This is a genomic window from Streptomyces sp. NPDC058663, assembly GCF_042716745.1.
In the GTDB taxonomy this organism is placed as follows: domain Bacteria; phylum Actinomycetota; class Actinomycetes; order Streptomycetales; family Streptomycetaceae; genus Streptomyces.
Map to the genome: position 1 here is coordinate 13,363 of NZ_JBHXRV010000051.1, position 22,997 is coordinate 36,359.

Genomic DNA, 22,997 nt, shown 5'->3' on the forward strand with positions numbered 1-22,997 from the left:
CTCCTCCTCAGTGACCGGGCGGCGAGGGTGCTGCCGGTGTTCGGCCCGAGGAGCCTGTACTCGCTGCGGGTGCCGCAGAGCGGGCAGCCGCATCCCGCCTGGAGGTGTGCCGGTGTGCCGAGGGCCCGCCGGCGGTGCCGGCGGGCCCTCCTGATGTTCTGTCGGTCAGTTGCCGGCGTGCTGGGCTTGTGGGGCAGGGTTGTCGGCGGCTGTGTCGGCCGGTGGGTTCTGTGTCTTGCCCCGCATGAGGGCGAGGGTGGCCAGGGCGCCTGTGGCGGCGATGCCGGCGGCTGTGAGGAACGCCGCGCTGAATCCGTCGGTGAGAGCGGGCAGGTCACCGAGTGCTTCCGCGCCGTGCGAGGTGGCGAGGGCGGTCAGGGCGGCGAGGCCCAGGGCGGAGCCGACCTGGTAGGTGGTGTTGACGATGCCCGAGGCGAGGCCGGCCTGCTCCTGCGGAGCGGCGGACATGGCCGCCATCAGGGTTGGGATGTAGGCGAGCGCCATGCCGAGAGCTGCCACCAGTGAGGCGGGCAGGACGTCGATGACGAAGGATCCGGACGGGCGGGCCGCCGACAGCCACACCAGGCCCGCGGCCAGGACCAGCAGGCCTCCCGCGATGAGCGGTTTGGGTCCGAAGCGGCCGAGCAGGCGGGCGCTGGCGGTGGTCATGAAGACCATCAGCAGGCCGGTCATCGGCAGCAGAGCCGCTCCCGAGGCGAAGGCGCCGTAACCCAGGACCTGCTGGAGGTAGAGGTTGACGAAGTACCACATCGGGATCCAGGCCGCCCCCAGCAGCGCCATCGCCAGGTTGGATGCGCCGAGACCGGGGAGGCGCCAGATGCCGAGCGGCATCAGCGGCGACTTCGAGGAGCGCTGGATGAGGACGAACACGGCCAGCAGGGCCGCCCCGGCGATCAGCTGAAGAACCGTCTGTGCCGCTGCCCAGCCGGTCTCGGGGGCGCGGACCACGGTGAACACGGTGAGCGCGAGCCCGGCGGTGACGGCCGCCGCTCCGAGAATGTCCACCCCGCCGCCGCGGCGGGCGGCGACGGCCGGGAGCAGGCCGGTGGCGAGCAGGGTGGCGATGCCGATCGGGAGGTAGATGAGGAATACCCACGGCCAGCTGGCCCACTCGGTGAACACCCCGCCCAGGAACACCCCTGCCGTGCCGCCGGCCGGGGCGGCCGCGCCGTACACGGCCAGGGCCTTGCCCAGTTCCTTGGGGCTGTGGCCGAAGAGCATCATCAGCAGCGTCATCGAGGCGGGCACGATCAGCGCGCCGCCCACCCCCTGCACGGCACGGCCTGCGACTTCCACCCACGCGTTCTGGGCGGCCGCGGCCACGACGGAGCCGGCGATCAGGACGCCCCAGCCGGCCACGAACACCCTCCGGGCTCCCAGCAGGTCGGACAGACGGCCGCCCAGCAGCAGCAGCCCGCCGAAGGCGATGACGTAGGCGTTGAACACCCACTGCAGATCTCCCTGGGAGAACCCCAGGTCGCGCTGCATCTCGGGCAGCGCCACGCCGATGATCGACGTATCCATGATCACCATGAACTGTGCGCCGGCGAGCACCCCGAGGGCCCACCAGCGACGCGGATTGACAGTTGGCATGACCGCTCCCCAAAACAGAATCCCCACACACCCCAGGGGGGTATGACTTCGACTGCACGAACGTTATACCCCCTGGGGGTATTACTCAATGGGGAGTCATCCGGCACCCTCACCTCGCCGGCCGCGAACGCGTTCGCCTACGATGCGGAGGATGGACGGCCAGAGGCAGCGAGCGATGAAGCCCTTCGGGCTGCGCTCGTACCTGCTCCTGGTCCTCGCCGTCCTCACGGGCGTGGTGGCCATGCACGGCCTGGGGCCGGGCACCGCCGCCCCGGCCGGTGTACACGCAGCGGCCACCTCCCACCACGCGTCGGTCGCCGACCACCAGAACGCGACCCCCTCCGATGCCCCGTGCCAGAACGGGTGCGCCCACGCCGGGGATCCTGCCGACGGCGGACGTGGCGGGCATGCCGAGCACGCCGATGCGGCCTGTGCCGCGGCCGGCACGGCCGGCGCCCCGGTTGTGCCCGCTCCCGCGGTCCTGCCCGGCCACGCCGGTACCCGCCAGGTTTCCGCGGCCACAGTCATCCCCGGCGCCACTGCCTGCGGACGGGCTCCGCCGTCATTGAGCGAACTGCAACTCCTGCGCATATAGGGCGGCCCCGGTATGCCCGGCCCCAGAGGGCCGGCGAGCCCTTGCGCCCCGCTCTACTTCCGCACGCCCGCAGACGCGCGCGTGCCCCACAGCAGGAGTTGCACCATGACTGCCAAGCGTTCCCTGTTCCGTCGCGCCACCGCCGTGGCGGCTGCCGCCACCGCCGCCCTCGTCCTTGCCGCCTGCGGTGGCAACGGCAACGACAGCGGCCCGGCTCACAACGGCCACGACACGGCCGGCTCGCCCTCCGCCAGCGCACCGGTTGCACAGGGCGACCGCAACGCGGCCGACACCGCCTTCGCCCAGGGGATGATCCCCCACCACCGCCAGGCCATCGAGATGGCCGACCTCGCCGCGAGCCGCGCGCAGTCCCCCGAGGTCAAGAAGCTCGCTGAGGAGATCAAGAGGGCCCAGGACCCGGAGATCAAGACGCTCTCCGGCTGGCTGACCTCCTGGGGCAAGCAGGTCCCGGCCCACGGAGAGGGCCACGGCGGGCACGACATGTCCGGGATGATGACGGCCGAGGAGATGAAGCAGCTGGAATCCTCCTCAGGAAAGGCGTTCGACACCGCCTTCCTCCAGCTGATGGTCAAGCACCACGAGGGCGCCGTCGTCATGGCCAGGACCGAGCAGTCCAAGGGCGCCTACCAGCCTGCCAAGGACATGGCCCAGGCGATCATCACCTCCCAGAGCGCCGAGATCGCCCGGATGAACACCCTCCTCGGTAAAAGCTGAGCCGCACCAGCACACCGGTGCGGGCAGCCAGCAACGGCTGCCCGCACCGGGCCGACCAGCCCCCGCAGGCGTTCTGGACTTCACCCATGACCATCCGCTTCCGCGTGCCCGCGCTCGCGGCCGCCGCGGCCACCGGCGCCCTGCCGACCGCCTGCTCGACCACCGACACCACGCCCGTACCGGCCAAGAACGGCGCGACCAAGGCCCCCCGCAACCGGGCACCTCCGCGGTCTCGGTGTGAACCCGGGCGACGGCACCCTCTGCCTCGCCGGACACCTCGGGGACTACGCCCCGGGCGGCTGCTCGGCGCCGGGGAGCAGAACGGCCAGCAGTCGTCCAGTGGTCGCCTTCGCGTCCTGACCCTGCCCGGGTATGCGTGTCATCAGCAGGTGGTGGGTGGTGCCGACGAGCGCGAGCGCGATGGTGGCAGCGTCGGCGCCGGCGTGCAGCCGGCCGCCGCGCTGCTCTGCCTGCAGGTAGGCGGTGAAGGCGTGCTGGATCGCATCGAACGCGGGTGCGCCGGCCTGAAAGCCTTCCCGGGTGTGGAGCGCGGCTGCCGGGCGGGTCATCGCCAGCCCGACCACTGCCGGAGGCAGGGCTTCCATCAGGACGAGGACGACTTCTTGAAGGTTGTCCGTAACCGTGGCCTGCCCCACCTTCTCCTGCAGTGCCTGGGCCTGGTGAGCGCTGCGCGCGAACCGGTCCAGGAGGAGTTCGGCGACGAACTCGTCCAGGCCGGCGAAGTGCGTGTGCAGGACGCCCTTGGCGCAGTCCGCCTCCGCGGTGATCGCGCGGCTGGTCAGGGCCGCGGCGCCGTCGCGGGCCACCACCCGCTCCGCCGCCGCGAACAGCCGCTCCCGCAAATCCGGAATCGCCACTCCACGAGGTGACACAACAGCCCCTTCCCTAACCCCATTGCAACTATGGGCGCTTGCCCATACTGTTTGGGCACTTGCCCATACTAAGGGTCGGGGGCGCCATGCTGTGCCCCGACCGGAGGGAGTTCCCCCATGGATCAACTCGCCAACACCGCGCAGGCCGAAGCATGGAACGGCTACGAGGGAGAGCAGTGGGCCCGCAGCCAGGACCGCTGGGACGCCGTCAACGACGGCTTCAACCAGCCCCTCCTGGACGCGGCGGCCATCTCAGACCCCGACTCCGTCCTGGACATCGGCTGCGGGGCCGGCCGCACCACCCGCCTCGCGGCCCGGCGCGCCCGCCGCGGGAACGCGGTGGGCCTGGATCTGTCCGGCCCGATGCTGGGCAAGGCCCGCGAGAGCGCCCTGCACGAAGGGGTGGAGAACATCTCGTTCCTCCAGGGCGACGCCCAGGTCCACCCCTTCGTTGCCGCGGGGTTCGACACGGTGATCAGCCGCTACGGCATGACCTTCTTCACCGACCCCGTCGCCGCGTTCACCAACCTCCGCCGCGCGCTGCGGCCCGGCGGCCGGCTGGCCTTCATCTGCGCGGCCGAAGCCGAGGCCAACGAATGGCTCCAGGCGCTGGCCTCACTGAAGGGCATCCTGCCGCTCGGCGGCTTCGGAAAGCCCGGCAGCCCCGGCATGTTCTCCCTCACCGATCCCGACCGCATCCGCACCCTGGTCACGGCGGGCGGGTTCGCCGAAGTCGACGTGCAGCGCATCGAGGTGGCAGGGGAGTGGGGTGCCGATGCGGCAGACGCCGCGGCATTCCTGCTGGACTCTGGCCCCGGGCGCCACCTCCTCAACCAGGTCGGCCCGCAGGAACAGGACCGGGCGCGGCAGGTGCTGACGGCCGCTCTGCGCCGCCATGAAGCGGATGGCGCGGTGTGGCTGCGCAGCAGCGCCTGGCTTGTCACCGCGGTACGTGGCACAGCCGAACCGCGGTGACAGCCGCCCCGACGTCGCGGCTTCTGGAGGCGAGGTGGACTTTGGTGCTCAGCCCGCCGCAGGAGCGTCCGAGAACGTGATCGGCAGGCTCACCGGGGCGGGGCGCCCCCTTTCACGTGGGCCTGCGGCGTGCTGGTGGGCCCGCATGACGGTGAAGTCCACCGATACCGTCCAGTCGATGTCGGCATCGGCGTCCGCGCCGCTGACAGGACGGTGGCAGGGGTCGTCTCCCATGTGCCGTCGACGGCACATCTGATGAGGTGTTTGTGGGTGGTCTGAAATGGGCCGAGCTCCTCGGGCAGGCTCCGCCAGGGCGAGTTGGTGCGGTACTTCCACGCAATGGCCTCGAGGGTACGGCGGTGATCCGCCCACCGTCGGCCACGGACCGGATCGGCGGGCAGTAGCGGCTCGATCCGGTCGCACATCGACGACGATGTGAACAGGCAAGCTCGCCCTCGCCTACCAAGGACACTTCTCAGCTTGAGTTTTAGCCTCGCAAATAATTTTCTGATCGGTGCGTGGGCTGAGTCCGAAGGCGGTTGGAGATTTGGCGCGGGTTGTGGAACATCGGCGCGAAAGAGGCTCGCTCCATCGGTGTTCCACAACTCCCGGACAGGGGCACTGTCAGGAACTTCAGGTGCCTCCCTGGGTGAGCGCATGCGGGGTGAGGGCTATCATGCCGATGCCGCGTACTGGCGTGTGTGCTGTCCGTACAAGCGGACTGCCTCCCAGTGCCGCCGCGATCTCGGGTGCCATGCCGAACGCACCCCACTTCCACTCGTCCTCGGCCTCGCTGCCCCTGGCGGTTTCGTCCCAGGTCCGAGAGAGTCCCAGTTGGTCCCGCCGGTCTCTTTCCCATGCAAGCGGTTGCCCCGGAGTGAGCAGCGCATCTTCCGCCTCCCCGGTTTCGCAGTACCGCCGCACCACGGCCCCGTGCTCGGTGACGAGCCAGGCCGACCCGTCGTCCTGCGCACCGAAGTAATGCGCCTGCGCCTGGCCATAGCGGCTGCCGAGATCGCTGCACAGGCGCAGCACTTCGTCGCTCCGTTCGTGGTCGCACGGGTCGCACCACGGACCGATCACCAGCGTCCACCCGTCGACCTCCGGGATCACGTATACCCGGGCCAATCCATCTGGGTTCCCCTCCGCCTCGCCGTGGCCGTCCTCCTCGATGAGGGCTTCGGCTTCCGCGAACGTTACGGAGCTGAACGGGGTGAGATCCAGGAACTGCATGACGCCGGCCTGGTCTCCAGTCTGTACTGCGATCCAGTACAGCCAGCACGTCGCCAGAGGCCTTGGCTGGTTGTCTGTCGAGAGGCTCACAGCGACACCATGCCATGCCGCGATCCACACCCGATCCGGAGGTAAAAACTCAAGCTCAGAGGTTGTCTGTCAGAGGGGATCAAGAAGCATCAGGACCTCGTCCCGGGTGTCGTCGGGCGCGAAGCGCAGGGCGCTGGGCCAGCGCCCCGCCTCCCGCCAACCAAGGCGGCCATAAAACTCCTCCAGCCCTTCTTGCCCCCGGGCAGCGAGACGCAGTTGTTCAAGCCCGAGCTCCTCACGGGCAACTGTCCGCAGTTCCCGCATGAGAGCGGAGCCGACACCACGGCCGCGGAAGTCCGGACGGGTCTGGAGGTGGTGGACGGACCCCCAGTGTGCGACGAGCCGGAAGGGATCACGCCTGAGGACAACCCATCCGGCGAGATCCTCCCCGAACCTCGCGATGAGGAGACGGCTGCGTGATGGGTCGAGATGACCGAGAAGCTCGTCCACGGTCGGCTCGACGTCGTCGTCGCGGACGGGCGGGAAGGGGAATCCCGCAGCTCCACCGACGTTCGTGACCGCGATCCAGCAGTCGACGAGCTGACGTCTCAGGGCGGAAGAGACCTCGTGTATCCCTGTGATCTGTGTGAGAACGGGCATGACCTTCTGCTGCATGCGCAGGAGCCTCCCAGGTGATGTTGACATCACAAAGACCGAGCCTCGGAACCACTGATATTCACACTGCAAAGAGACAGCCCCTGCTGTAAGGGGTGTCTCGCACTGCTGGGCCAGCGCCGGGTGCCGTACGTGGGGGTCAACGGCGAGTTCGCCGACGGGATTGCGGTGCCGGTCTTCTCCCCGAGGACGCGCTCGCCGCCGAGCTGGCCGTCGATCATCTGCACCGGCTGGGTCACCGCCGTATCGGCATGGCGTCGGGCCCCTCGGGCAACCGGCCGGCCGGCCGCGGGGTGCGGGGTTTCGTGGCGGCGCTGGCCAGGTGGGGTGCGGATGACGGCGAGGCGTGGGTGGTCAGGCAGTCGTACACCGTGGAGGGCGGGCAGGCGGCGGCCGCCTCGCTGGTCGCGCAGGGGGCGACGGCGATCGTCGCGGCGAGCGACTACATGGCGCTGGGGGCGATCCGCGGGGTGCGGCGGCAGGGTCATTCCGTACCGGTCGACGTCTCGGTCGTCGGGTACGACGGGACGTCGATCACCGAGTTCACCGACCCGGCGCTCACCACGGTCCGCCAGCCCGCCGACCGGCTCGTGAAGGTCAGCTGCAGCGTGCTGGCGCTGGAGAGCAACCGTGAGGTGCCTGCGGGGGAGTTGCTCTTCGACCCGGGACTGGTCATCCGGGCCTCCACGGGGGCGCCACGGGGCTGACCCCCGGCCGGACCTGCCGGGCCCCGAGGCCTCGGGGGTCAGGGGAGGGGGCAGGGGGCCGCCGGGTCCGGTACGTCGTGCTGCCGGACGGACGGGACCGCGCCCGTGGCGGTGCCCGCGAGGCATTCGGTACTGCCCCACATCCGCAGGTCCACGGAGAAGGACGCCCCGCCGTCCGGCGCAGTGCGGGTCGCGACGGAGAAGGCTGAGTAACCGCTCCTGGTCAGGGCACCGCGTACCTCTGCGGGGTCCTTGAGGCCCTTGACCGCCTTGGTGACGCGGTCGATGTGCGCCTTGGCGACGCACTTGCGACCGGCCTCATGCTTGGCCTCCTCCTTCCGGTCCGCCTCGGTCTCCTGGTAGGAGCCGGGGTTCAGCTCGTCGTCCGACGCCGGCTTGCTTGGGAGGGGCGGCACCGGGAGGGGGGACTCCGGCGGGGCGTCGGTTCCCTGGCCCTCCTCGTCGGTGAGCGGCGGTTCCAGAGGGATGTCGGGGAAGCAGGCGTTCGTGTCCACGGTGGTTGCTTGCACCGCCGGCGCTCCGATCACGACCAGCAATCCGGCCATCAGGGCGGTGACCATGCCGATCACCGTTGTTCGACTGCCCATGTTCACCATTCCCGTTCGTCGGCCCGAATGGGCTCAGCGCTGGACGCGCCCGAAATCGTGGTACCGCTCGGTTGCGGTGGTCGGGATGACTCGGCTGTGGGGTGCGGACCGCCCACGCGGTGAACAGCTCGTCCACGCGTCGGCGGACCGCACCCCGTCGCGATCACCGCGGATCACGGCGATCACCGTGGATCAGGCGGTCAGCGCTGCAGGGTGAGCAGGCCCGGACGGTACGGAAGTTTCAGGTAGTCGGGTTCTTGCGTGTTTTTGGGAAGGCCCTGGTAGAGGAACTGCAGGTTGCAGGGATCGATGGTCATGGTCTGGTCGGGGTTGTCGCGGACCAGGTCACCGTGGCTGACGCCCTGGGCCCAGGTGGAACCGCTGTTGGCCTGGCCCGCGAAGGGGTTGCTCTCGCTGCCGGCCTGGACGGTCCAGGGACCGTCCAGGCTGGAGGCGATGAACGAGCGGAAGTAGCGGTGCGTACCCTGCGCCTCAACGATCATGAGGTACTGGTTCTGCCCCTTGACCTTGTAGACCTCCGGCGCCTCGAACAGCTTGTTCGTCTCGTCACTCATGACCGTCGTGTACGAGGAACCGAAGCTGCTGGGGAAGTTCTCGAGCGGCATGCTCGCCCGGTAGATCTTGCCGTTGTCAGCGGCGAAGAACAGGTACATGTTCTTGTCGTCGGCGATCATGGTCGGGTCGATCGGGGCGTCCTTCTGACCCGGCTGGGGGCCCTCCGGGAGGCTGCCGGTGAACAGCGGCTGCCGGGCGGACCAGCCGTTGGGGTTGGTGGGGTCGCTGGACGTGCGGTAGTAGAGCGGCCACTGACCCCACTGGTCCACCATCACCCAGATGTTCTTGGTCGAGAGGTAGAACAGTTCGGGCGCCACCGCGCCCTGGTTCATCTTGGTCTGGGTGGCCGCCCCCATGTCCGACCAGTTCGTGAAGGTACTGAACCCCGTGGAGCCCCACGACCTTCCGTCGGAGGTGGTCGCGTAGACCAGGTTCTTGCCGTTGTACTTCACGGTGGTGAAATCCTTCAGCGCGAGCTGCCCGTTCGCCGGTTCCGCCAGGGGACCCGACGAGGTCCACCGGTACGTCGACGGAAGAGCACACGCGTCACTGCCCCCGGACGGGCCGGTCCACTTCTGGTTGGCGCCGCCGTGGCACGACCAGATCTGCACCCCCGTGCCGTTGGCCTTGCCCCAGCCCGTGGCCTCCAGGCACAGTCCGGACCGCACGCCGACGATCGTGCCGTCGGAGTTCACCCGCCACTGCTGGTTGTCACTGCCGTTGCACGTCCATACCTGCACCGGGGTCCCGGCCGTGGTGGCGCCGCCCCGGACATCCAGGCACTTGTTGCCGTACACGGTCAGCTGTTTGCTGTCGGTCGACGTCCACTTCTGGTTGGTTCCACCGTGGCAGTCCCAGAGGTGCACGTTCGCACCGTCGGTCTGGCTGAAGCCCGCCACATCGAGACAACGGCCGGAATCAGTACCGCGCACGTCACTGGTGGTGGCGGCCTGAGCGGGGCCGGCGACGAGCAGCGCCGCCGCCGTGGCCAGGGCCGCGACCACGGCGGCGAGCACCGCGGACGGACGCCTGAGACTGAAACTTCGTCTGTGCATAAGGACCTCGTCATCCTTGGGGGAGCGGCCTCCGGTCGTCGCCGTCAGAGGCTGACCGGATGCCGATGTGATACGACCCCGGCTGTTCGCTATGTCGAACAGAGGTCGAAGTATCGATCAGAGAAATGCTAGACATCCCATGGATGACGTCAATGCTTCTTGCAAGATCCGGCGGCAGAGACGTTCACAGGCTGAAAACCGGCGGCTTCAAGTCCATAGGGTGGACGGGTCTTTGGTGTGAGACGGCGTGAGGTGTGGCGGGTGGGCTGACCTCGGGGCGCCGGGTTGCCAAAGGAAAGGCAGGCGCCGAATCCCGGTGAAAGTGGGAGGGTGAGCGTGTAGCGGGCCACCGGCGTGCAACTCGGGTGTACGGGGCGCAGTTCACCGCACCAGCACCAGCACCAGTGGAACGGGCCGGACGGGGGAGGGGCGATGGTGGATCTTCTGAGGGGCTTACCGGCCTTCGAGGCCTTCGCCCTCGTCTGGGTGAGCGCTTTCACGGTGTTCATGACGTGCTCGCTGCTCCGGCTCGCCTTCTCACTCCGGCGCGACCGGCAAGCCATCGGGCGCTTCCTCGGGACCGGCGCCGCCATGCCGGTTCTCGCCGCGTACTACCTTGCAGGGGAGCAGGCGGCGACACGGACCGGGATCCTGGTGCTGTCCCGCCTGCAGGGGCCCTCCCCCCACGGACGACAACCACGGCCGGAACTGCCCCCTCTGCTAGCCGCGCTCCAGGAAGCCGTCCGCGACGCCGCAAGAGCCGACCCCGCAGAAGAGGTGATGGCCTCACCCCGCTTCCCCACGTTCCGTACCCGGCTGCGGGAGGCGGCGCAATCTGAGCTTCCTGGGCGTCGTACGCGCTACGTGCCCGACCGCGCGGCGTCCTGGGCGGCACTCTTCGGCCTGTGCGCCGTCGTCGTGTACGGCATCGGATTCTATGTGCGACAGCCCGACGGGAGCGGGCTGTGGTTCCTGATCGCCCTGACTGCGCACACGCCCGCGGGTATCTGGCTCGGCATGACAGACGGGCGCAGCGGACGGTACGACGCTCCGCGGTGGCCCGAGTTCGACGCGCTGTGCGAGCGCCGAGTCGCCGAGGAAGAGGCCCGCGTCCCCCGGCCGGAAAAGCCGGCCCCCACGGACACGCGTCCCCCAACGCCTCCCCCTCAGCGGCCCGGCCCATCTCGTACATCGGGCTGGGCCAACGACGGTGGTGTCGGCGCGACCAGCTCGTGTGGCGGCGGCTGCGGCGGTGGGGTGTGAGCACGACGGGGGCGGACGAGGAATGGACGACCCTTGCGGTCCGTGTTCGCGGCAAGGGCGTCGGCGCCGATGGGCAAGCGGCAGCAGGGCATCGAGCCCGGTGGGGTTGAGCTGCCGACGTCCTTATGGTTTATCCGTGATCGAGCTCGCGGTCCTCCGGAACCGGGCCTGCGCCCGCGTCCACTCCCGCTGGGTGTCGCCCAGTCCACCAACGCGAACGTCCGCGTTCCGCCCCGCGCGCATTGCGATCGCGTCGCACTGGGACTGACGGCGACCCAGCCCTGGCCACACCCGTACGGCCGCACCTTCGGTACGGTTTCAGATCCCCTCAGCAGTAGGCGGAAGCCGAGGACGCAGTCCGCGAGCTCCAGAGCGCCCTGACCCGCAGTGCCTCTGCTTGAGCTGATGCCGTTCCCCCGGCGGAACGGCATCACCCAGCTCGGTGACTACTCCACGAACGAGCCCGCTGTCCAGCCGGGACCGTACGACCCGAAGCCGGCTGTGGACTGCACCCCGCTCCCCGAGCAGGGCACGGCCGCCGCGGGCTTTGGCACGGCCGCCAGAGCCGACGGTGTTGCCGCGTGCAGGCCAGGCCGCCCTCTCCCAGCCCGGCCGACGGCTCGGGCAGGGCAGGGCTCGCAGGTGACGGACTCGGTCACAGCTTCGGGGGCAGGTGGGGCCCGCACCTACCGCGGTCGCCGGCTGCTGAGCGGGAGATCAGTTGATCTTGAGGAGCTCCACCTCGAAGACGAGTGTGGCGGTGGGCGGGATGAGGCCCGGGTAGCCGCGGTCGCCGTACCCGTAGTCACTGGTGATGGTGAGACGCGCCTTCTCGCCCAGAGACATTGTGGGAACGCCTTCGTCCCAGCCCCTGATGACCTGTCCGACACCGATTTTGGTGACGAACGGAGTGCCCCTGTCCACGGAGGAGTCGAACTTCTTGCCGTCTGTCAGCGTGCCGGTGTAGTGCATCGTGACGGTGTCGCCTGCCCTGGGGAAATGCGTGCCGTCTCCGTTTTTGACGACCTCTTTTGTGACTCCCATGCGTTCCTCGTTCTCCTCGTCGCTGATGGGCGGTTCTGCTGTCGCAGAGCGCCGTCCAGATGTTGTCACGGCCGGGTCCTCCAGTCCGAAGGAGCAGGGGTCAACTCGCAGCGGTGCGCCCTGTGGTGGTGGCGGACCGACGGGCAGGCAGGCCGAGTGGCCAGGCCGGCGCAGTGCCAGCTCGTCAGACTCGGAACACACCCCGTGGACGTCCGGGGCGAGGCGCCGACAGCTGGGACGATCTCTTCGGCCCGGCACCTCTGCAGCGCCTTCTGGTGCGGCGACTTTCGCGCCGGACCTGCGGCCGGGTCGGGCGGCTGATATCCCGGTCAGGCGGCCCTTCTCGTCGGTCAGGGCGAGGAAGTGCAGGCCATGGCTGTGGTGCTTTCCGGAGCAGTTAGGCCGGTTGGCCTGGCCGGTGCGGCGCTGGGTACGGATGAGGGTGCCGTCGCTCAGGACCACCTCCCCACCCTGCTTCGTGACCTTCCGCAGGGCGCGGTCCAGGCGCGGCGCCTGGGCAGAGAGCAGCCCGATCAGCTCGTCGCGCCGGCGGCGGACGGTGGACTCGGACACGTCGTTTCCGCCGGCCTTGTCGGCCAGACGCTGGTCGTGGCGCAGTACGGCCAGGACGATCACCGCGATCTTCCCAGGCGGCAGGATCCGCCACCCGGGCCGAATCGCCTTCAGGTGACGCCGCAGCAGATCGGCGAGGTGGTTGACTGTGTGCGTGGACAGCGGCAAGCGGCACTGGTAGGCAAGCGGGCAGGTGTCCTCGGCGTGCTTTCTGGATATTCGTCACACGATTCCAACGGGCGCCCGGGGCGACCCGGTTACGCCCGTGCGGAGTCGCTCCGAGTGGCGGTGCTCCCGGTCACAGGCGGGTGGTGAACCGGCCGTCGGGCAGTTTCCGCAGCCAGCCGCGATCGACAAGCCTGACCAGCTTGCTGCGGAGCGGTTCCGGCTTGGCCTTCACGCTGATGTCCACCCCCAGTACCTCGCCGATCTCGCGGGCCATGATCGGCCCGGCGGCCTGTCGCACGGCGGCGATGATGCGCTGGTAGTCCGGCGGGAGCATGCTTTCGTCCGTGCCCGGTTCTCGGTGCGGATTAGCATCACCATCCGGCCGGCCACCTGCCCGGGCAGCGGCCTGGCGGAGGCGCGTTCCTCGGCGAGCTGCCCAGGTATCCGTTCAAGGACGCGTTCAGCGACGGCGAGTTCGTCCCGCTCGGCCCGTACCTCCGCCAGCTGTTTGGCCAGCTGTCCTTCGAGTTCGTCCAGTTCCGCGCGCCGCGCGGTGATCCGTTCCAGCCGCTCGGGATCCAGCATGCACGGGATCGTAGAAGACTGCCCCGCCACTGCGAGTAGGAGTCGGTCGTACTGGAAGTGCCAGGCGGCCAGCCCGGGGCTCAGGTGGATTTTGCGAGAATGTACGTCGGGTTGTGGCACGTGAGCAGTGATCAGCGGGGCGGGAAGGAAGCCAGAGCGAGGTCCCACTGCTCAGCCGCGTGAAGCAGCGCCGCAGCGTCCATTCTGACCTCCACGACGTACTGGTAGATGTCGGCCCGGTCGTCACCCTGTTGCCGCGGGGGTGCTGCCTCCAAGGACAGATGAATCCGAATCACCGCAGCCCCGCCCTCGCTCCGGTCGGCGAGGCTGAAGGCCACGAGCGGCTCAGTGAACCAGGTGTCCGGCGAAAGCTCACCTTCGGCATCAGGTTCGGTCACGGCCACCGTCCCCGCGGCCACCGCGCGCAGCCACGCGGCCACCTGGCGAGCCTCATCGGTGAGCAAACACGGATCGGCGAAGGACCAGCTGCCCTCGGGAGTCATCACTGTGCCCTCAACGACCAGCCAGTTGTCGTCATACGAGTCGCCCCGGACCGCGGCAAACTGGTAGCGCACCGGGCGAAGGTCGACGCTGCTTGCGGGATCGTTCAGGAGCATTGAGTCAGGGTGTCATGTGCCGGCTAGCAGAAGGAACCGTGCCTTCCAACCCGGTGCACAGGTCAGAGCGCCGACGGGCCTGCGTCAGATGCTTTCCTCCCCAGACTCCCGCCCACGACCAGCGCGAGCACCTCGAGAACCGGTCACACCAGCCCTTTGACCTGCTACTTCAAGGTGGCGGAGGCTCACTGGACGGACGGTGGTGCGCATCGGATGGACTCGGACGTACGACCGCACCGCACCGCACCGCACCGGTGCGCACGCACCTCGTGCAGTGGTGCGGTCACCGGTGCAGAGCCACCACGTTCTCCACCACCGCACGGGCCTGCTCCACCTGCTCTCATCGCGCAGCGCCTGCAGAGCCTGGACGACGTCCTTCGGGGCGGCGGCGAAGACCTGGCCGGCGAAGTGCGCGATGGTGCGCGCGATTCCCGGCGCGGCGGCTGCGGGGCGTGCGTGGCCCACTCGCGGATCGCCATGAGGTAGATGACGCCGGCCTCGTCCGCGACGAAGGAGTCGGAGGAGGGGGCGGTGTTGTCGGACAGTGCGGTCACGGGGAAGACGATCAGTTCCGCGATGGTCGGCAGCAGCCCCGGCAACTGCTCCACCTCGGGTGCGCGCCGCGCCGTCGTGGCGTCGTCTCCGGCCTCCATCGCCAGGACGTAGTCGAAGCCGAGTTGGACCAAGTGCGGGGGCAGGGAAGGAACGATCGGGGACATGGGCAGCTCCTGACGTACGGTCGCCGTGCCGATCACGGCGACGTCCCGAGAGCTTCGGGTCGGGGGCCTGTGGACAGCGGCCGGAGCCGTCAATCGGCTGTACTCGTACGCTGTGCTGTCGGAAGCCGTGCGCTACACCGCCATCCTGTCCAGGTTGTCTGCACCATCTTCTAGGCTCGGTATGGGAGTTGGCGGGCCCACTCACGAGTGGGCCCGCCCCGACTGGGGAGGCACGATGATCCGTGAACAGGGGCCCGGCGAGCATGGGCCGGATGACCGCCGCATTCCTACGAAGGCACAGGTCGAGAAGGAGTTCAGCGGCCCGCTGGCCGAGCTTGCCGACGCCTCGTCCGACTGGACATGTTCCCTGGAGCGATACCGTTCGGATGACTTCCTCTACCACGTCAGCGCTTTTTACTCCGCCGCCAGTCGGGTGGTTGCCGTCGTCTCCACGGTGAGGCCGATTCCTGTCAGCCATCGAGTCCGGAGCGTGGTCGAGCTCCATGGGGAACTGGCGGCCTTCCTGTTCAACTCCAGCCCCGTGCAGCCGCCCGTGTTCGACGGCTTCACCTTCGCCACGTCCACCAGGACGGTTAACGTGAACGGCACCAACACTACGGTCAGCGCGATGTCCGGCCACGGCGCTACAAGTGCGGTTGTCACCGTCGGCACCGTCTCTGTGTTCGTCTCAGCGGCGAATGATTTTTTCCAAGAGCCGCCGACAATCACTCTCGGACCGCAGGTGCGCCGCAGGTAACCGACCTGACCTGTGAGCGCGGTAGGCTCGATCTTCGGCCCTAAGGGGAACTCCGAATCTCACCACTTCCGTGCGCCCACCGCACCGGTGCGCATCGGCGTGGCTACGGGCGCGCGGTCATGGACTGCACGGCGCGGGCCCACTTCAGGTGTTCGTCGCGCATGGTCTCCAGGGTGGCGCGGGTGCCTCCGTGCTCGTCGGGGTCGAGATGAAGTTCTCGACGAAGCGAATGATGCTGCGGGCGATGCCCAGCACGGCCGTAGTGGGGGAGTCGCGCATCCAGTCCCGCAGGGCGGACAGCAAGATGCACCCGACCTCGTCCAGGGCGAAGGAGTCCGCGTGAGGCTCCCCGTCGCCCAGGACCCCCGTGACGGGGAAGACGATGTTCTCGGCGAGCCGCAGCAGCAGGAAGGCCAGCTCTGGAGTGGCAGGCGTGCGGCCGGAGACGTAGTTCCCGCCGCCCAACTGGAACGCCAGGAGGTAGTCGAAGCCCTGCTCCACCTGTTCGGGCGTCAGCGGTGTACGGGACGGGATCAGGTATCGTAGCCGCCCAGCTGGCCGGGGGTGCGGCGGACGCCGTCCTGGGAGGCCTCGGCGGTCTCCCGGGCTTCCCGAACGTCGCCCGGCGGATGGTCCGCTGCGGCGCCCTGGGCTGTTCCTCCGGGCGGGGCGGGGCGGGCTCGCGGTTCTTCATCCGGATACCCAGCCACACGGCGCCTGTGAGTACGGCCACGACGGCCGGCTCGATGACGAACGGGGCGATGCCCACCAGCAGGTCGCGGGACGAGGCCAGCGACGAGGCCAGTTCCGTTTCGGCGATTCCGATGCTGTGTGCGTACATGCGTCCTGCGTATTCCACAGATCCACTGGAATGCGGGTGAAACATCGCGCGGGGGCCGACGCGTCATTGAGGTGTAGGCAGCGGACGGAACCGATGGGGGACGCATGCGACGGGGGCTGCGCGACGAGGCGTATCTGGAGTTCGCCACCGCCAGGGGAGGGCATCTCTACCGGTCGGCATGCCTGTTGACCAGCGGTGACACTCACCTGGCAGAGGATCTGACCCAGGAGACGCTCGGGCGGATGTACGTGCTGTGGGGCCGGATCTCGCGGATAGACAACCCTGCGGCCTACGCCCAGACGGTGCTCGTACGCACCTTCCTCAGCCAGCAGCGTCGACGGTCGGCCTCCGAGCGGCCGATCGGTGAATTCCCGGACGGTGCGGGGGGCGCCGGTGGTGACCGGGCGGGCGGCGATCCGGCGGGCAGCGATCCGGCTCTGCGGATGACGCTGCTCCACGCGCTGGGGCGGCTCGCGCCGAAGGACCGGGCGGTGATCGTGCTGCGGTACTGGGAGGACCGCAGCGTCGAGGAGACCGCCGACGCGATGCATGTGAGCTCCGCCGCCGTACGTACGCGGTCCGTACGGGCGCTGGCGAAGCTGCGCGAGCAACTGGGCGGCGACCTGGTCGAGTTCGCCTCCCGCTGACGGTCGCGCCTCGGGCGGCGGGTTCGCCTTCCGCCGACGGATTCGTCCCCGCTGACGACCTTCATACGACGAACACGACACCCATGACGGGGGTTTGCCATGCCTTCTTTCGAGGACGAGCTCGGTCAGGCGCTGCGGCGCACCGGGGACGGTTTCTCCACCGACCAGCAGCGGCTCGCCGACACCGGGCGGGCCAAGGGCCTGCGCACTCTGCGCCGCCGCCGGGCCGGCGCGGTCACCGGCAGCGTGGCCGCCCTTGCGCTGGTCGGCGTGGGCGGGGCGTGGGCGGGGGGCCTGCTCGGTGGTTCCGGCGGTGGTACAGGGGAGGTGGCGGCGCCGGCGACCACTTCGCCGGGCAAGGACAAGGGGGACATCACCCCCGCCTGGATGATCGCCACCTTCAAGGGGTTGCTGCCGCCCGGCGAGATGACCGAGGTGTCGGCAGGCGGTGTGGGAGGGGTGGAGGACTCGGAGAACCCCTTCGTCTACACCGACTTCGACGACAAGGCGGGAAAGGCGGCGGTGATGCTCAACCTCGGGCGCGTCGACCCCCGCAGCAGCGAGGCCCGCAAGTATGTCACCTGCCCGTCCAAGGTGACCGTGCGCTTCGACATGTGCGGGACGGAAAAGCTCGCCGACGGCTCCGACCTCATGGTCCTCCAGGGATACGCGCCCAAGACGGAGACCAAGATGTGGTGGGCGCGCCTGGTGACGACGGAGGGCCTCGTGGTCCGCGCCAGCGAGTACAACGGGCCGGGGCCCTCCATGAAGGGCGGGCCGGTCAGCCGCCCCAACCCGCCGCTCGATCTCGCCCGGTTGAAGGCGCTCGTGACGGACGCGCAGTGGCGCACCGCCACGGACGCCCTTCCCGTCGAGAAGCCCACGGACTACCACAAGCCGTCCGAACCAACCCCCGACGAGATGTCCGCCACCCTTGCCGCACTGCTCCCCAAGGGACTGGAGCGCAGTGACAAGGAAAGCCGGCCGGGCTTCGCCGGCGCGGTGGTGAACGACGGCAAGGGCGGCAGCCTCGTCCAGGTGAACGCCCAGCCGGAGGGCTCCATCGCGGGCCCGTCGACGGAACTGCCCGACGGCACCAAAGTCGCCGTGACCGAGAGCGGGGGTGACGAGGACGTACCGGGCACCGTCATGCTCACCGTCGACACCGTTGGACCCGACGGCCGCCGCGTCGTGATCTCCGCCCTCAACTCCGATACCCAGCACTCCGCGCCCACCCGCAAGCGCCCGGCTCTCACCGTCGAGCAGCTGAAGGCGATCGCGCTCAGCCCCACCTGGTGGAAGTGACCCGTACGCGACCTCATTTGGCGTCGGCACAGCACTCCACCGCCGCCACCGTGAACGGGAACCGCACCGGGGTGTCCCCGAAAGGTGATCCGCCCGGCCAGCTCACCGGTGCGGATCGCCGCCGTGACCGCTTCAGCCTGATCACCGAGGTGGAGGTGATCGCCGATCGAGAGGCGCTGGCGGGCATTTGAGGTGACCGCGCCCTGAGCAGGCCGAGCGGGAGGACACCTGCCTAGGTGTCGCGTTGAGGCGGCTGGACGCCGAGTCGGCCCTGGTCGCCTTCACTGCTACGCCCAATTCGAGTGAGTTCACGCTGTGCGTTCCACCGTGCCGGGAAGCTGCATCACCGCCCTGGGGCACCACGAGCCTTCGTGGGTCTTGACCAACGACAACCTGTCCGCCCTGGTCGACACCAGTGACGAATGGATCCGGCGCCGTAGCGGCATCGCCACCCGCCGCATCGCCGCCTCGGACGAGTCCGTCACCGACATGGCCACCGAGGCCGTCGGCAAGGCGCTGACCGCGTCCGGGCTCGAGCCCTGCGACATCGGACTCATCGTCGTAGCGACGTGTACCGCGATCGACCGCTGTCCCTCCATCGCCGCCCAGGTGGCGGAACGCCCGGGTTTGCCGTCCCCGGTGGCCTTCGACCTGAACAACGGCTGTGCGGGCTTCTGCACCGCGCTCGCCTGCGCCGAGCACTCGATCCGTGCGGGCGCCGCACGGCATGCACTGGTCGTCGGTGCCGAGAAGATGTCCGACGTCACCGACTGGACCGACCGGCGTATCTGCGTGCTGCTCGGCGACGGGGCGGGCGCTGCCGTGCTCAGCGCCGCTGACATCGAAGGAATCGGCCCGGTCGTATGGGGCTCCGACCCGTCCCGCGGTGACGCCGTCCGCCTGGCCGACGACTGGCCCCCCGCTTTGCCCAGGAAGGCCAGACGGTCTTCCGGTGGGCCACCGGCGAACTTCCCGCCCTCGCCCGTGAAGCCTGTGCGCGCGCCGGTCTGGCGCTGGGTGACCCGGCGGGTGTCGTCACCCACCAGGCCAACCTGCGCATCATTGACGCCGTCATCCGCCAGCTCGACCTCCCCGAAAACGTAGTGATCGCACGCGACGTCACCGAGTCCGGCAACACGTCCGCCGCATCCGTGCCGCTCGCCCTGTCCAAACTCACCCAACGCGGCGAACTCGCACCCGGTGCTCCAGTCCTGCTGCTCGCCCTCGGCGGTGGTCTGTCCCGGGCTGGACAGGTCGTCACGTGCCCCTGATCAGAGGACCCCCGGCGGTGCCTCAGGGACGCCCGCTTCGAAACGCAGGAACGGCGGGCCAACTACCCTGGGCCGACGAGAGGATGGGGATCATCATGAGGGCCAGTGAAATCGTGGTGCCGGGATGGTGTGTCGGCTATCCCGGGGTCGCCTTCGGCGGTTACGTCGCCGGCCTGCTGGCGGAGCGGTCCGGGGCGAAGACGGTACGGGTGGACTTTCGCGGGCCGGTGCCGACGGACGTACCCGTGCGGATCGCCGAAACGGCAGGAGGGGCCGTGGAGCTGGGCGAGGCCGACCGGCCCCTTGCCACCGCGCGCCCCGCCGAACTGCTGCTCGACGTACCGGCCGCGCCCTCCTGGGCCGAAGCAATCGCCGCGACCGAGGAGTTCCGAGCAGCGCCACCTTCGGGTCTGGTCGACTGCTTCGGCTGCGGTCTGCGTACTGCCGACCGCGGTCTGCGTATGCACTGCATGCCGGTACCGGGCCGCGACCTCGTGGCCTCCGCCTGGTTGCCGCACCCCGCTTTCGCCGACCAGGACGGCCTCCTCCTGCCCCGACTGGTCTGGAGCGCCCTGGACTGCCCGGGAAACTGGGCCGGCCGCCTCCTCGGCAGCCAGCGTCCCGGCGCGGTCACCGCAGCCCTCACTGGCACGATCGTGCGCCCAATCGCCGCAGGCGAGCCCCACATCGCGTACGCGTGGCTGCTGTCGGCGTCCGGTCGGAAGCACACGATGGGTGTGGCGCTCACTACGGCTGAGGGCGAACTGTCCGCCGTCTGCGAGGCGCTGTGGCTCGATCCCAAACCGGCGCCCTTGCCCCTGTAGCTCTCGCCTCGGGAGTACGAGAGAAGGTGGGCAGCGCCGCCGTACAAAACGCCCGTGTAAGAACGAACCTGCCTCGTTGTCTCGTTGCCTCACGCGGTGCCGGAGTCGGCAGTGCGGCTGAACTCGGCCTCCAGGAGGTCGGTGAAGATGCCGATGGGGTCCTCCCAGCCCCCTTTTGTCCAGTCGGAGTTGATGTTCGCCGCGAGCAGATGGGTACCGTCAGAGGTGCCGTAGACATATGACCAGGAGCCGAAGATCGCGCCGCCCATGCCCCAGACCTGCACTCCGGAGGGCAGGGTCAGGCGGGACATTCCGAGACCGTACGAGGAAGCGGGCAGCCAGTTCTCCGTCGGGACCGTGGCGAGCAACTCGCGCTGCTGCTCCGGGCACAGGAGGCGTCCTTCGAGTAGGGCGGCGAAGAAATGGGTGAGGTCGTCGACGGTGGAGATCATGGCCCCCGCTGCGCCGAACGGAGACACCTCCAACTCCGTGGCGTCGTGGACCGCGGCGTCCGGGTCGGGGGAGAACAGCCGGGTGTAGTGGGTCGCATGCGGTGCGGGGAGCGTGGCATCGGGGCTGCGCGGCAGGGAGGTTCCCGTCAGGCTGAGTGGGCGGACGAGACGGGCGGCGATCTCGTCGGCGAGCGTGCGGCCGGTCGCCTCCTCCACGATCATCCCGGCAAGGACGTAGTTCGTGTTGGAGTACGCCCAGCCCGTACCCGCCGGGAAGTCGGCCGGATGCGACATGGCGATGGCCACGAGGTCTTCGGGGGAATAGCTCTCCTGTGCGCAAAGCGCCGACTGATCGCGAGTGTGGCTGAAGACTCCGCTGGTGTGGTTGAGGAGGCGGCGTACTGTGATCGAGGAGCCGTCGTGCCCCGTCCCGGTGACCACGCCCGGCAGCCACTGCTCCACCGTGTCCTCCAGAGCCAACCGGCCCTCGGCCACGAGCTGCAGAACCACGGTGGCGGTGAAGGTCTTCGTGATGCTGCCGATCCGGAACCGGTCCTCGTGCCCGCGCGCACGCCGGGTCCGCGTGTCAGCGACCCCCGCGGTCCCGAACCAGCGCCCGCTGCGGTCGCGGACCTGAGCGAGAATTCCCGGCACCCCTCCCTCCCGCACCGCTCGGTCGAGCACACGCTGGGCGGCGTCATGGCCCCTGCGGGTGAGGTGTGCCGTGGGCGTGGCGTTTTCCATCTGAACCCCCTGGTTTCCACTTTCGCAATGCCTGAAAGCTACGTCCCACTCATGTCCGCGGAAGTGGTACAGGCGTTGGAAAGTACGGGAACCGGGGAGTTTCCCGGATCTTGTAGCGTTGCCGCTGACGGCTAACGCAACGCACGGGGCGCGGGCGCCCGGAGACGGTCGCATCCCGTCGGCCCGCAGTGCTCACGGATGGGAGGGCGGGCATGGGCGGCGGAAGGCTTACCGCGGAGGACCGCCGGGACATCGAGGCGGGCCTTGCCGAAGGCTTGCCGTACGCCGTGATCGCCCGACGACTGGGGCGGCCGACCTCTACCGTCAGCCGGGAGGTTGCCCGCCACAGCGGCCCCGGCGGCTACCGCGCGGAACACGCCGACCGGGCCGCCGCCTGGCAGCGCCGCAACCGGCCCCCTCGGCCTGCGGCGCCACCGGCCGCCGACTCCGAGGCCACAGACGGGCGGGACCCCGCCGTCATCCGCGCCTACGAGGACAGATTCGCGACCATGATGATCGCGACCGGGCTGCCCCGAACGGCCGCCAGGGTGCTGGCCTGCCTGGTGACGGCTCCCTCCGGTGCGCGGACGGCCGCCGAACTCGCCCAACGGCTGCGGTGCAGCCCGGCCTCGGTGTCCAAAGCTGTGGGATACCTTGACAGGCTCAAGGTCCTCACACGCGAGCGCGAGCCCGGTCTGCGCCGCGAACGCTACGTCATCGACGACGACGTCTGGCTCCGCGCCTGGCTGGCCAGCGCGCAGAAGAACGAAGTGTGGGCCGAGACCGCCCAGGAGGGTGCCGAACTGTTCGGCCTCAGCACCCCCGCAGGCGCACGGCTTGAGGCAATGCGTGCATTCTTCTGCGGAATCCACCGGGACATGACCGGCAGGTCGCCTGTTACCCTCAATGATGCGGTGACCGTACTTGCCGCGCTCCTGCATGCGGCCCGGCCCCTCACGGCCGGTGAGCTCGCTGCCGCCCTGGGTTGGCCGGAGGCGCGCGCAACCACCGCCGTAGAAGCCGCCGAACAGCAGCCCGAAGTCTGTGGCCCGTTGATGCTGCAGCACACCGCGTCCGGCGCACACCTGGTCACAGCTCAGAACGGCAGGCTCACTCCTGCACAGCGCATGGCTCTTGGCCGGCGTCCGGGAGGGTGCCCATGCGGGTAGCCGCCGCGAGGTTGAGCATCCACTTGTCGTCCTGCGTCCGCTTGACCGGCCGTTCCCACTCTTCGGCCGGTTCGAGCCCGAGGGCGTTCTCCAGCAGCCACTGCTGTGCCGGTTGCAGCGTGTCCCCCTCGAACCGGCACCCCTGGACCCACCGTCCGAGGTCTTCGCCCTGGACGAGCAGTACCTCGTCGAGTTCCTCCCGTCGCGTCCAGGACAGCCCACTGGCCAGTACTTCCTCATCGTCGGAGGTCTCGATGCCCTGCGCAGCTCCTGGTCGTGGGCGTCACAGGCTCGGGCCGCGGTGCGGAGGTTCTTGGCCCAT

General features: G+C 69.3%; 22 protein-coding genes and 4 pseudogenes. 11 read left to right on the forward strand and 15 right to left on the reverse strand.

The features are described from left to right. Positions 1–165 precede the first annotated feature (165 nt). The gene (locus ACFWVV_RS30405) at positions 166–1,614 is read right to left on the reverse strand and encodes an MFS transporter (RefSeq protein ID WP_384355758.1); all 1,449 of its coding nucleotides are present in this window, start codon (positions 1,612–1,614) and stop codon (positions 166–168) included. A gap of 151 nt (positions 1,615–1,765) precedes the next feature. Between ACFWVV_RS30405 and ACFWVV_RS30410 the strand changes: the two genes are divergently transcribed. Together ACFWVV_RS30410 and ACFWVV_RS30415 are read left to right on the forward strand one after the other, a co-directional pair. Then, complete coding sequence (locus ACFWVV_RS30410; RefSeq protein ID WP_384355760.1) at positions 1,766–2,209, forward strand: DUF6153 family protein; 444 nt, start codon at positions 1,766–1,768, stop codon at positions 2,207–2,209. A gap of 105 nt (positions 2,210–2,314) precedes the next feature. Next, positions 2,315–2,944, forward strand: a complete 630-nt coding sequence (locus tag ACFWVV_RS30415) for a DUF305 domain-containing protein (RefSeq protein ID WP_384355762.1) — start codon at positions 2,315–2,317, stop codon at positions 2,942–2,944. A gap of 284 nt (positions 2,945–3,228) precedes the next feature. On the opposite strand, the gene ACFWVV_RS30420 is transcribed toward ACFWVV_RS30415, so the two are convergent. Continuing rightward, the gene (locus ACFWVV_RS30420; protein ID WP_384355764.1) at positions 3,229–3,837 is read right to left on the reverse strand and encodes a TetR family transcriptional regulator; all 609 of its coding nucleotides are present in this window, start codon (positions 3,835–3,837) and stop codon (positions 3,229–3,231) included. A 117-nt stretch (positions 3,838–3,954) separates the two neighbouring features. Here ACFWVV_RS30420 and ACFWVV_RS30425 point away from each other — a divergent pair, with 117 nt between their 5' ends. Then, positions 3,955–4,812, forward strand: coding sequence for a class I SAM-dependent methyltransferase (locus tag ACFWVV_RS30425; RefSeq protein WP_384355766.1), 858 nt, complete (start codon positions 3,955–3,957; stop codon positions 4,810–4,812). On the opposite strand, the pseudogene ACFWVV_RS30430 reads toward ACFWVV_RS30425, so the two are convergent. The 3 genes and pseudogenes from ACFWVV_RS30430 to ACFWVV_RS30440 all read right to left on the reverse strand — a co-directional run. Next, positions 4,805–5,237, reverse strand: a pseudogene (locus ACFWVV_RS30430) (transposase); the annotation flags it as partial. The gene ACFWVV_RS30425 and the pseudogene ACFWVV_RS30430 sit on opposite strands and share 8 nt — an antisense overlap. A 208-nt stretch (positions 5,238–5,445) precedes the next feature. Further along, positions 5,446–6,135 (reverse strand): hypothetical protein, encoded by a 690-nt coding sequence (locus tag ACFWVV_RS30435; protein WP_384355768.1) that lies wholly within the window; start codon positions 6,133–6,135, stop codon positions 5,446–5,448. A gap of 69 nt (positions 6,136–6,204) precedes the next feature. Continuing rightward, positions 6,205–6,750 carry a GNAT family N-acetyltransferase gene (locus ACFWVV_RS30440; RefSeq protein WP_384355770.1) on the reverse strand — a complete coding sequence of 182 codons (546 nt, stop codon included), beginning with the start codon at positions 6,748–6,750 and terminating at the stop codon, positions 6,205–6,207. 95 nt (positions 6,751–6,845) lie between these two features. On the opposite strand from ACFWVV_RS30440, the gene ACFWVV_RS30445 reads away from it, so the two are divergent. Then, on the forward strand, positions 6,846–7,457 hold the full coding sequence (locus ACFWVV_RS30445) for a substrate-binding domain-containing protein (protein ID WP_384355772.1): 612 nt from the start codon (positions 6,846–6,848) through the stop codon (positions 7,455–7,457). A gap of 38 nt (positions 7,458–7,495) precedes the next feature. On the opposite strand, the gene ACFWVV_RS30450 is transcribed toward ACFWVV_RS30445, so the two are convergent. Next, positions 7,496–8,065, reverse strand: coding sequence for a hypothetical protein (locus tag ACFWVV_RS30450; protein ID WP_384355774.1), 570 nt, complete (start codon positions 8,063–8,065; stop codon positions 7,496–7,498). Positions 8,066–8,265: 200 nt separating this feature from the next. After that, entirely contained in the window at positions 8,266–9,696 is a 1,431-nt protein-coding gene (locus tag ACFWVV_RS30455) for a non-reducing end alpha-L-arabinofuranosidase family hydrolase (RefSeq protein ID WP_384355776.1), read from the reverse strand. A gap of 432 nt (positions 9,697–10,128) precedes the next feature. Here ACFWVV_RS30455 and ACFWVV_RS30460 point away from each other — a divergent pair, with 432 nt between their 5' ends. Next, positions 10,129–10,959, forward strand: a complete 831-nt coding sequence (locus ACFWVV_RS30460; RefSeq protein WP_384355778.1) for a hypothetical protein — start codon at positions 10,129–10,131, stop codon at positions 10,957–10,959. A 717-nt stretch (positions 10,960–11,676) separates the two neighbouring features. On the opposite strand, the gene ACFWVV_RS30465 is transcribed toward ACFWVV_RS30460, so the two are convergent. The 4 genes from ACFWVV_RS30465 to ACFWVV_RS30480 all read right to left on the reverse strand — a co-directional run bounded on the left by ACFWVV_RS30465 (position 11,677) and on the right by ACFWVV_RS30480 (position 14,665). Beyond that, positions 11,677–12,744, reverse strand: a complete 1,068-nt coding sequence (locus ACFWVV_RS30465) for an FKBP-type peptidyl-prolyl cis-trans isomerase (RefSeq protein WP_384355780.1) — start codon at positions 12,742–12,744, stop codon at positions 11,677–11,679. A 130-nt stretch (positions 12,745–12,874) separates the two neighbouring features. Then, positions 12,875–13,078 (reverse strand): hypothetical protein, encoded by a 204-nt coding sequence (locus tag ACFWVV_RS30470; RefSeq protein WP_384355782.1) that lies wholly within the window; start codon positions 13,076–13,078, stop codon positions 12,875–12,877. A 382-nt stretch (positions 13,079–13,460) separates the two neighbouring features. After that, complete coding sequence (locus tag ACFWVV_RS30475) at positions 13,461–13,946, reverse strand: hypothetical protein (protein WP_384355784.1); 486 nt, start codon at positions 13,944–13,946, stop codon at positions 13,461–13,463. Between the two features lie 185 nt (positions 13,947–14,131). After that, a complete protein-coding gene (locus ACFWVV_RS30480; protein WP_384355786.1) occupies positions 14,132–14,665 on the reverse strand; it encodes a hypothetical protein in 534 nt (177 codons plus the stop codon). Positions 14,666–14,900: 235 nt separating this feature from the next. Between ACFWVV_RS30480 and ACFWVV_RS30485 the strand changes: the two genes are divergently transcribed. Beyond that, positions 14,901–15,422, forward strand: a complete 522-nt coding sequence (locus ACFWVV_RS30485) for a hypothetical protein (protein WP_384355788.1) — start codon at positions 14,901–14,903, stop codon at positions 15,420–15,422. A gap of 144 nt (positions 15,423–15,566) precedes the next feature. Here ACFWVV_RS30485 and ACFWVV_RS30490 read toward each other — a convergent pair whose 3' ends face one another. Both ACFWVV_RS30490 and ACFWVV_RS30495 read right to left on the reverse strand, forming a co-directional pair. After that, positions 15,567–15,923 carry a hypothetical protein gene (locus ACFWVV_RS30490; protein WP_384355848.1) on the reverse strand — a complete coding sequence of 119 codons (357 nt, stop codon included), beginning with the start codon at positions 15,921–15,923 and terminating at the stop codon, positions 15,567–15,569. Positions 15,924–16,056: 133 nt separating this feature from the next. After that, a pseudogene (locus ACFWVV_RS30495) lies at positions 16,057–16,308 on the reverse strand (DUF6479 family protein); the annotation flags it as partial. A 59-nt stretch (positions 16,309–16,367) separates the two neighbouring features. Between ACFWVV_RS30495 and ACFWVV_RS30500 the strand changes: the two are divergent. After that, a complete protein-coding gene (locus ACFWVV_RS30500) occupies positions 16,368–16,910 on the forward strand; it encodes a SigE family RNA polymerase sigma factor (protein WP_384355790.1) in 543 nt (180 codons plus the stop codon). A 99-nt stretch (positions 16,911–17,009) separates the two neighbouring features. After that, positions 17,010–18,215 (forward strand): hypothetical protein, encoded by a 1,206-nt coding sequence (locus ACFWVV_RS30505; protein WP_384355792.1) that lies wholly within the window; start codon positions 17,010–17,012, stop codon positions 18,213–18,215. Positions 18,216–18,228: 13 nt separating this feature from the next. On the opposite strand, the pseudogene ACFWVV_RS30510 reads toward ACFWVV_RS30505, so the two are convergent. Continuing rightward, positions 18,229–18,358 (reverse strand): annotated as a pseudogene (locus tag ACFWVV_RS30510) (bifunctional 3'-5' exonuclease/DNA polymerase); the annotation flags it as partial. A 184-nt stretch (positions 18,359–18,542) separates the two neighbouring features. On the opposite strand from ACFWVV_RS30510, the pseudogene ACFWVV_RS30515 reads away from it, so the two are divergent. Together ACFWVV_RS30515 and ACFWVV_RS30520 are read left to right on the forward strand one after the other, a co-directional pair. Beyond that, positions 18,543–19,486: pseudogene (locus tag ACFWVV_RS30515) on the forward strand (beta-ketoacyl-ACP synthase III). Between the two features lie 95 nt (positions 19,487–19,581). After that, positions 19,582–20,310 carry a hypothetical protein gene (locus tag ACFWVV_RS30520; protein ID WP_384355794.1) on the forward strand — a complete coding sequence of 243 codons (729 nt, stop codon included), beginning with the start codon at positions 19,582–19,584 and terminating at the stop codon, positions 20,308–20,310. 89 nt (positions 20,311–20,399) lie between these two features. On the opposite strand, the gene ACFWVV_RS30525 is transcribed toward ACFWVV_RS30520, so the two are convergent. Next, positions 20,400–21,506, reverse strand: coding sequence for a serine hydrolase domain-containing protein (locus ACFWVV_RS30525; protein WP_384355796.1), 1,107 nt, complete (start codon positions 21,504–21,506; stop codon positions 20,400–20,402). Positions 21,507–21,718: 212 nt separating this feature from the next. Here ACFWVV_RS30525 and ACFWVV_RS30530 point away from each other — a divergent pair, with 212 nt between their 5' ends. Further along, positions 21,719–22,675 (forward strand): MarR family transcriptional regulator, encoded by a 957-nt coding sequence (locus ACFWVV_RS30530; RefSeq protein WP_384355798.1) that lies wholly within the window; start codon positions 21,719–21,721, stop codon positions 22,673–22,675. Positions 22,676–22,997 lie beyond the last annotated feature (322 nt).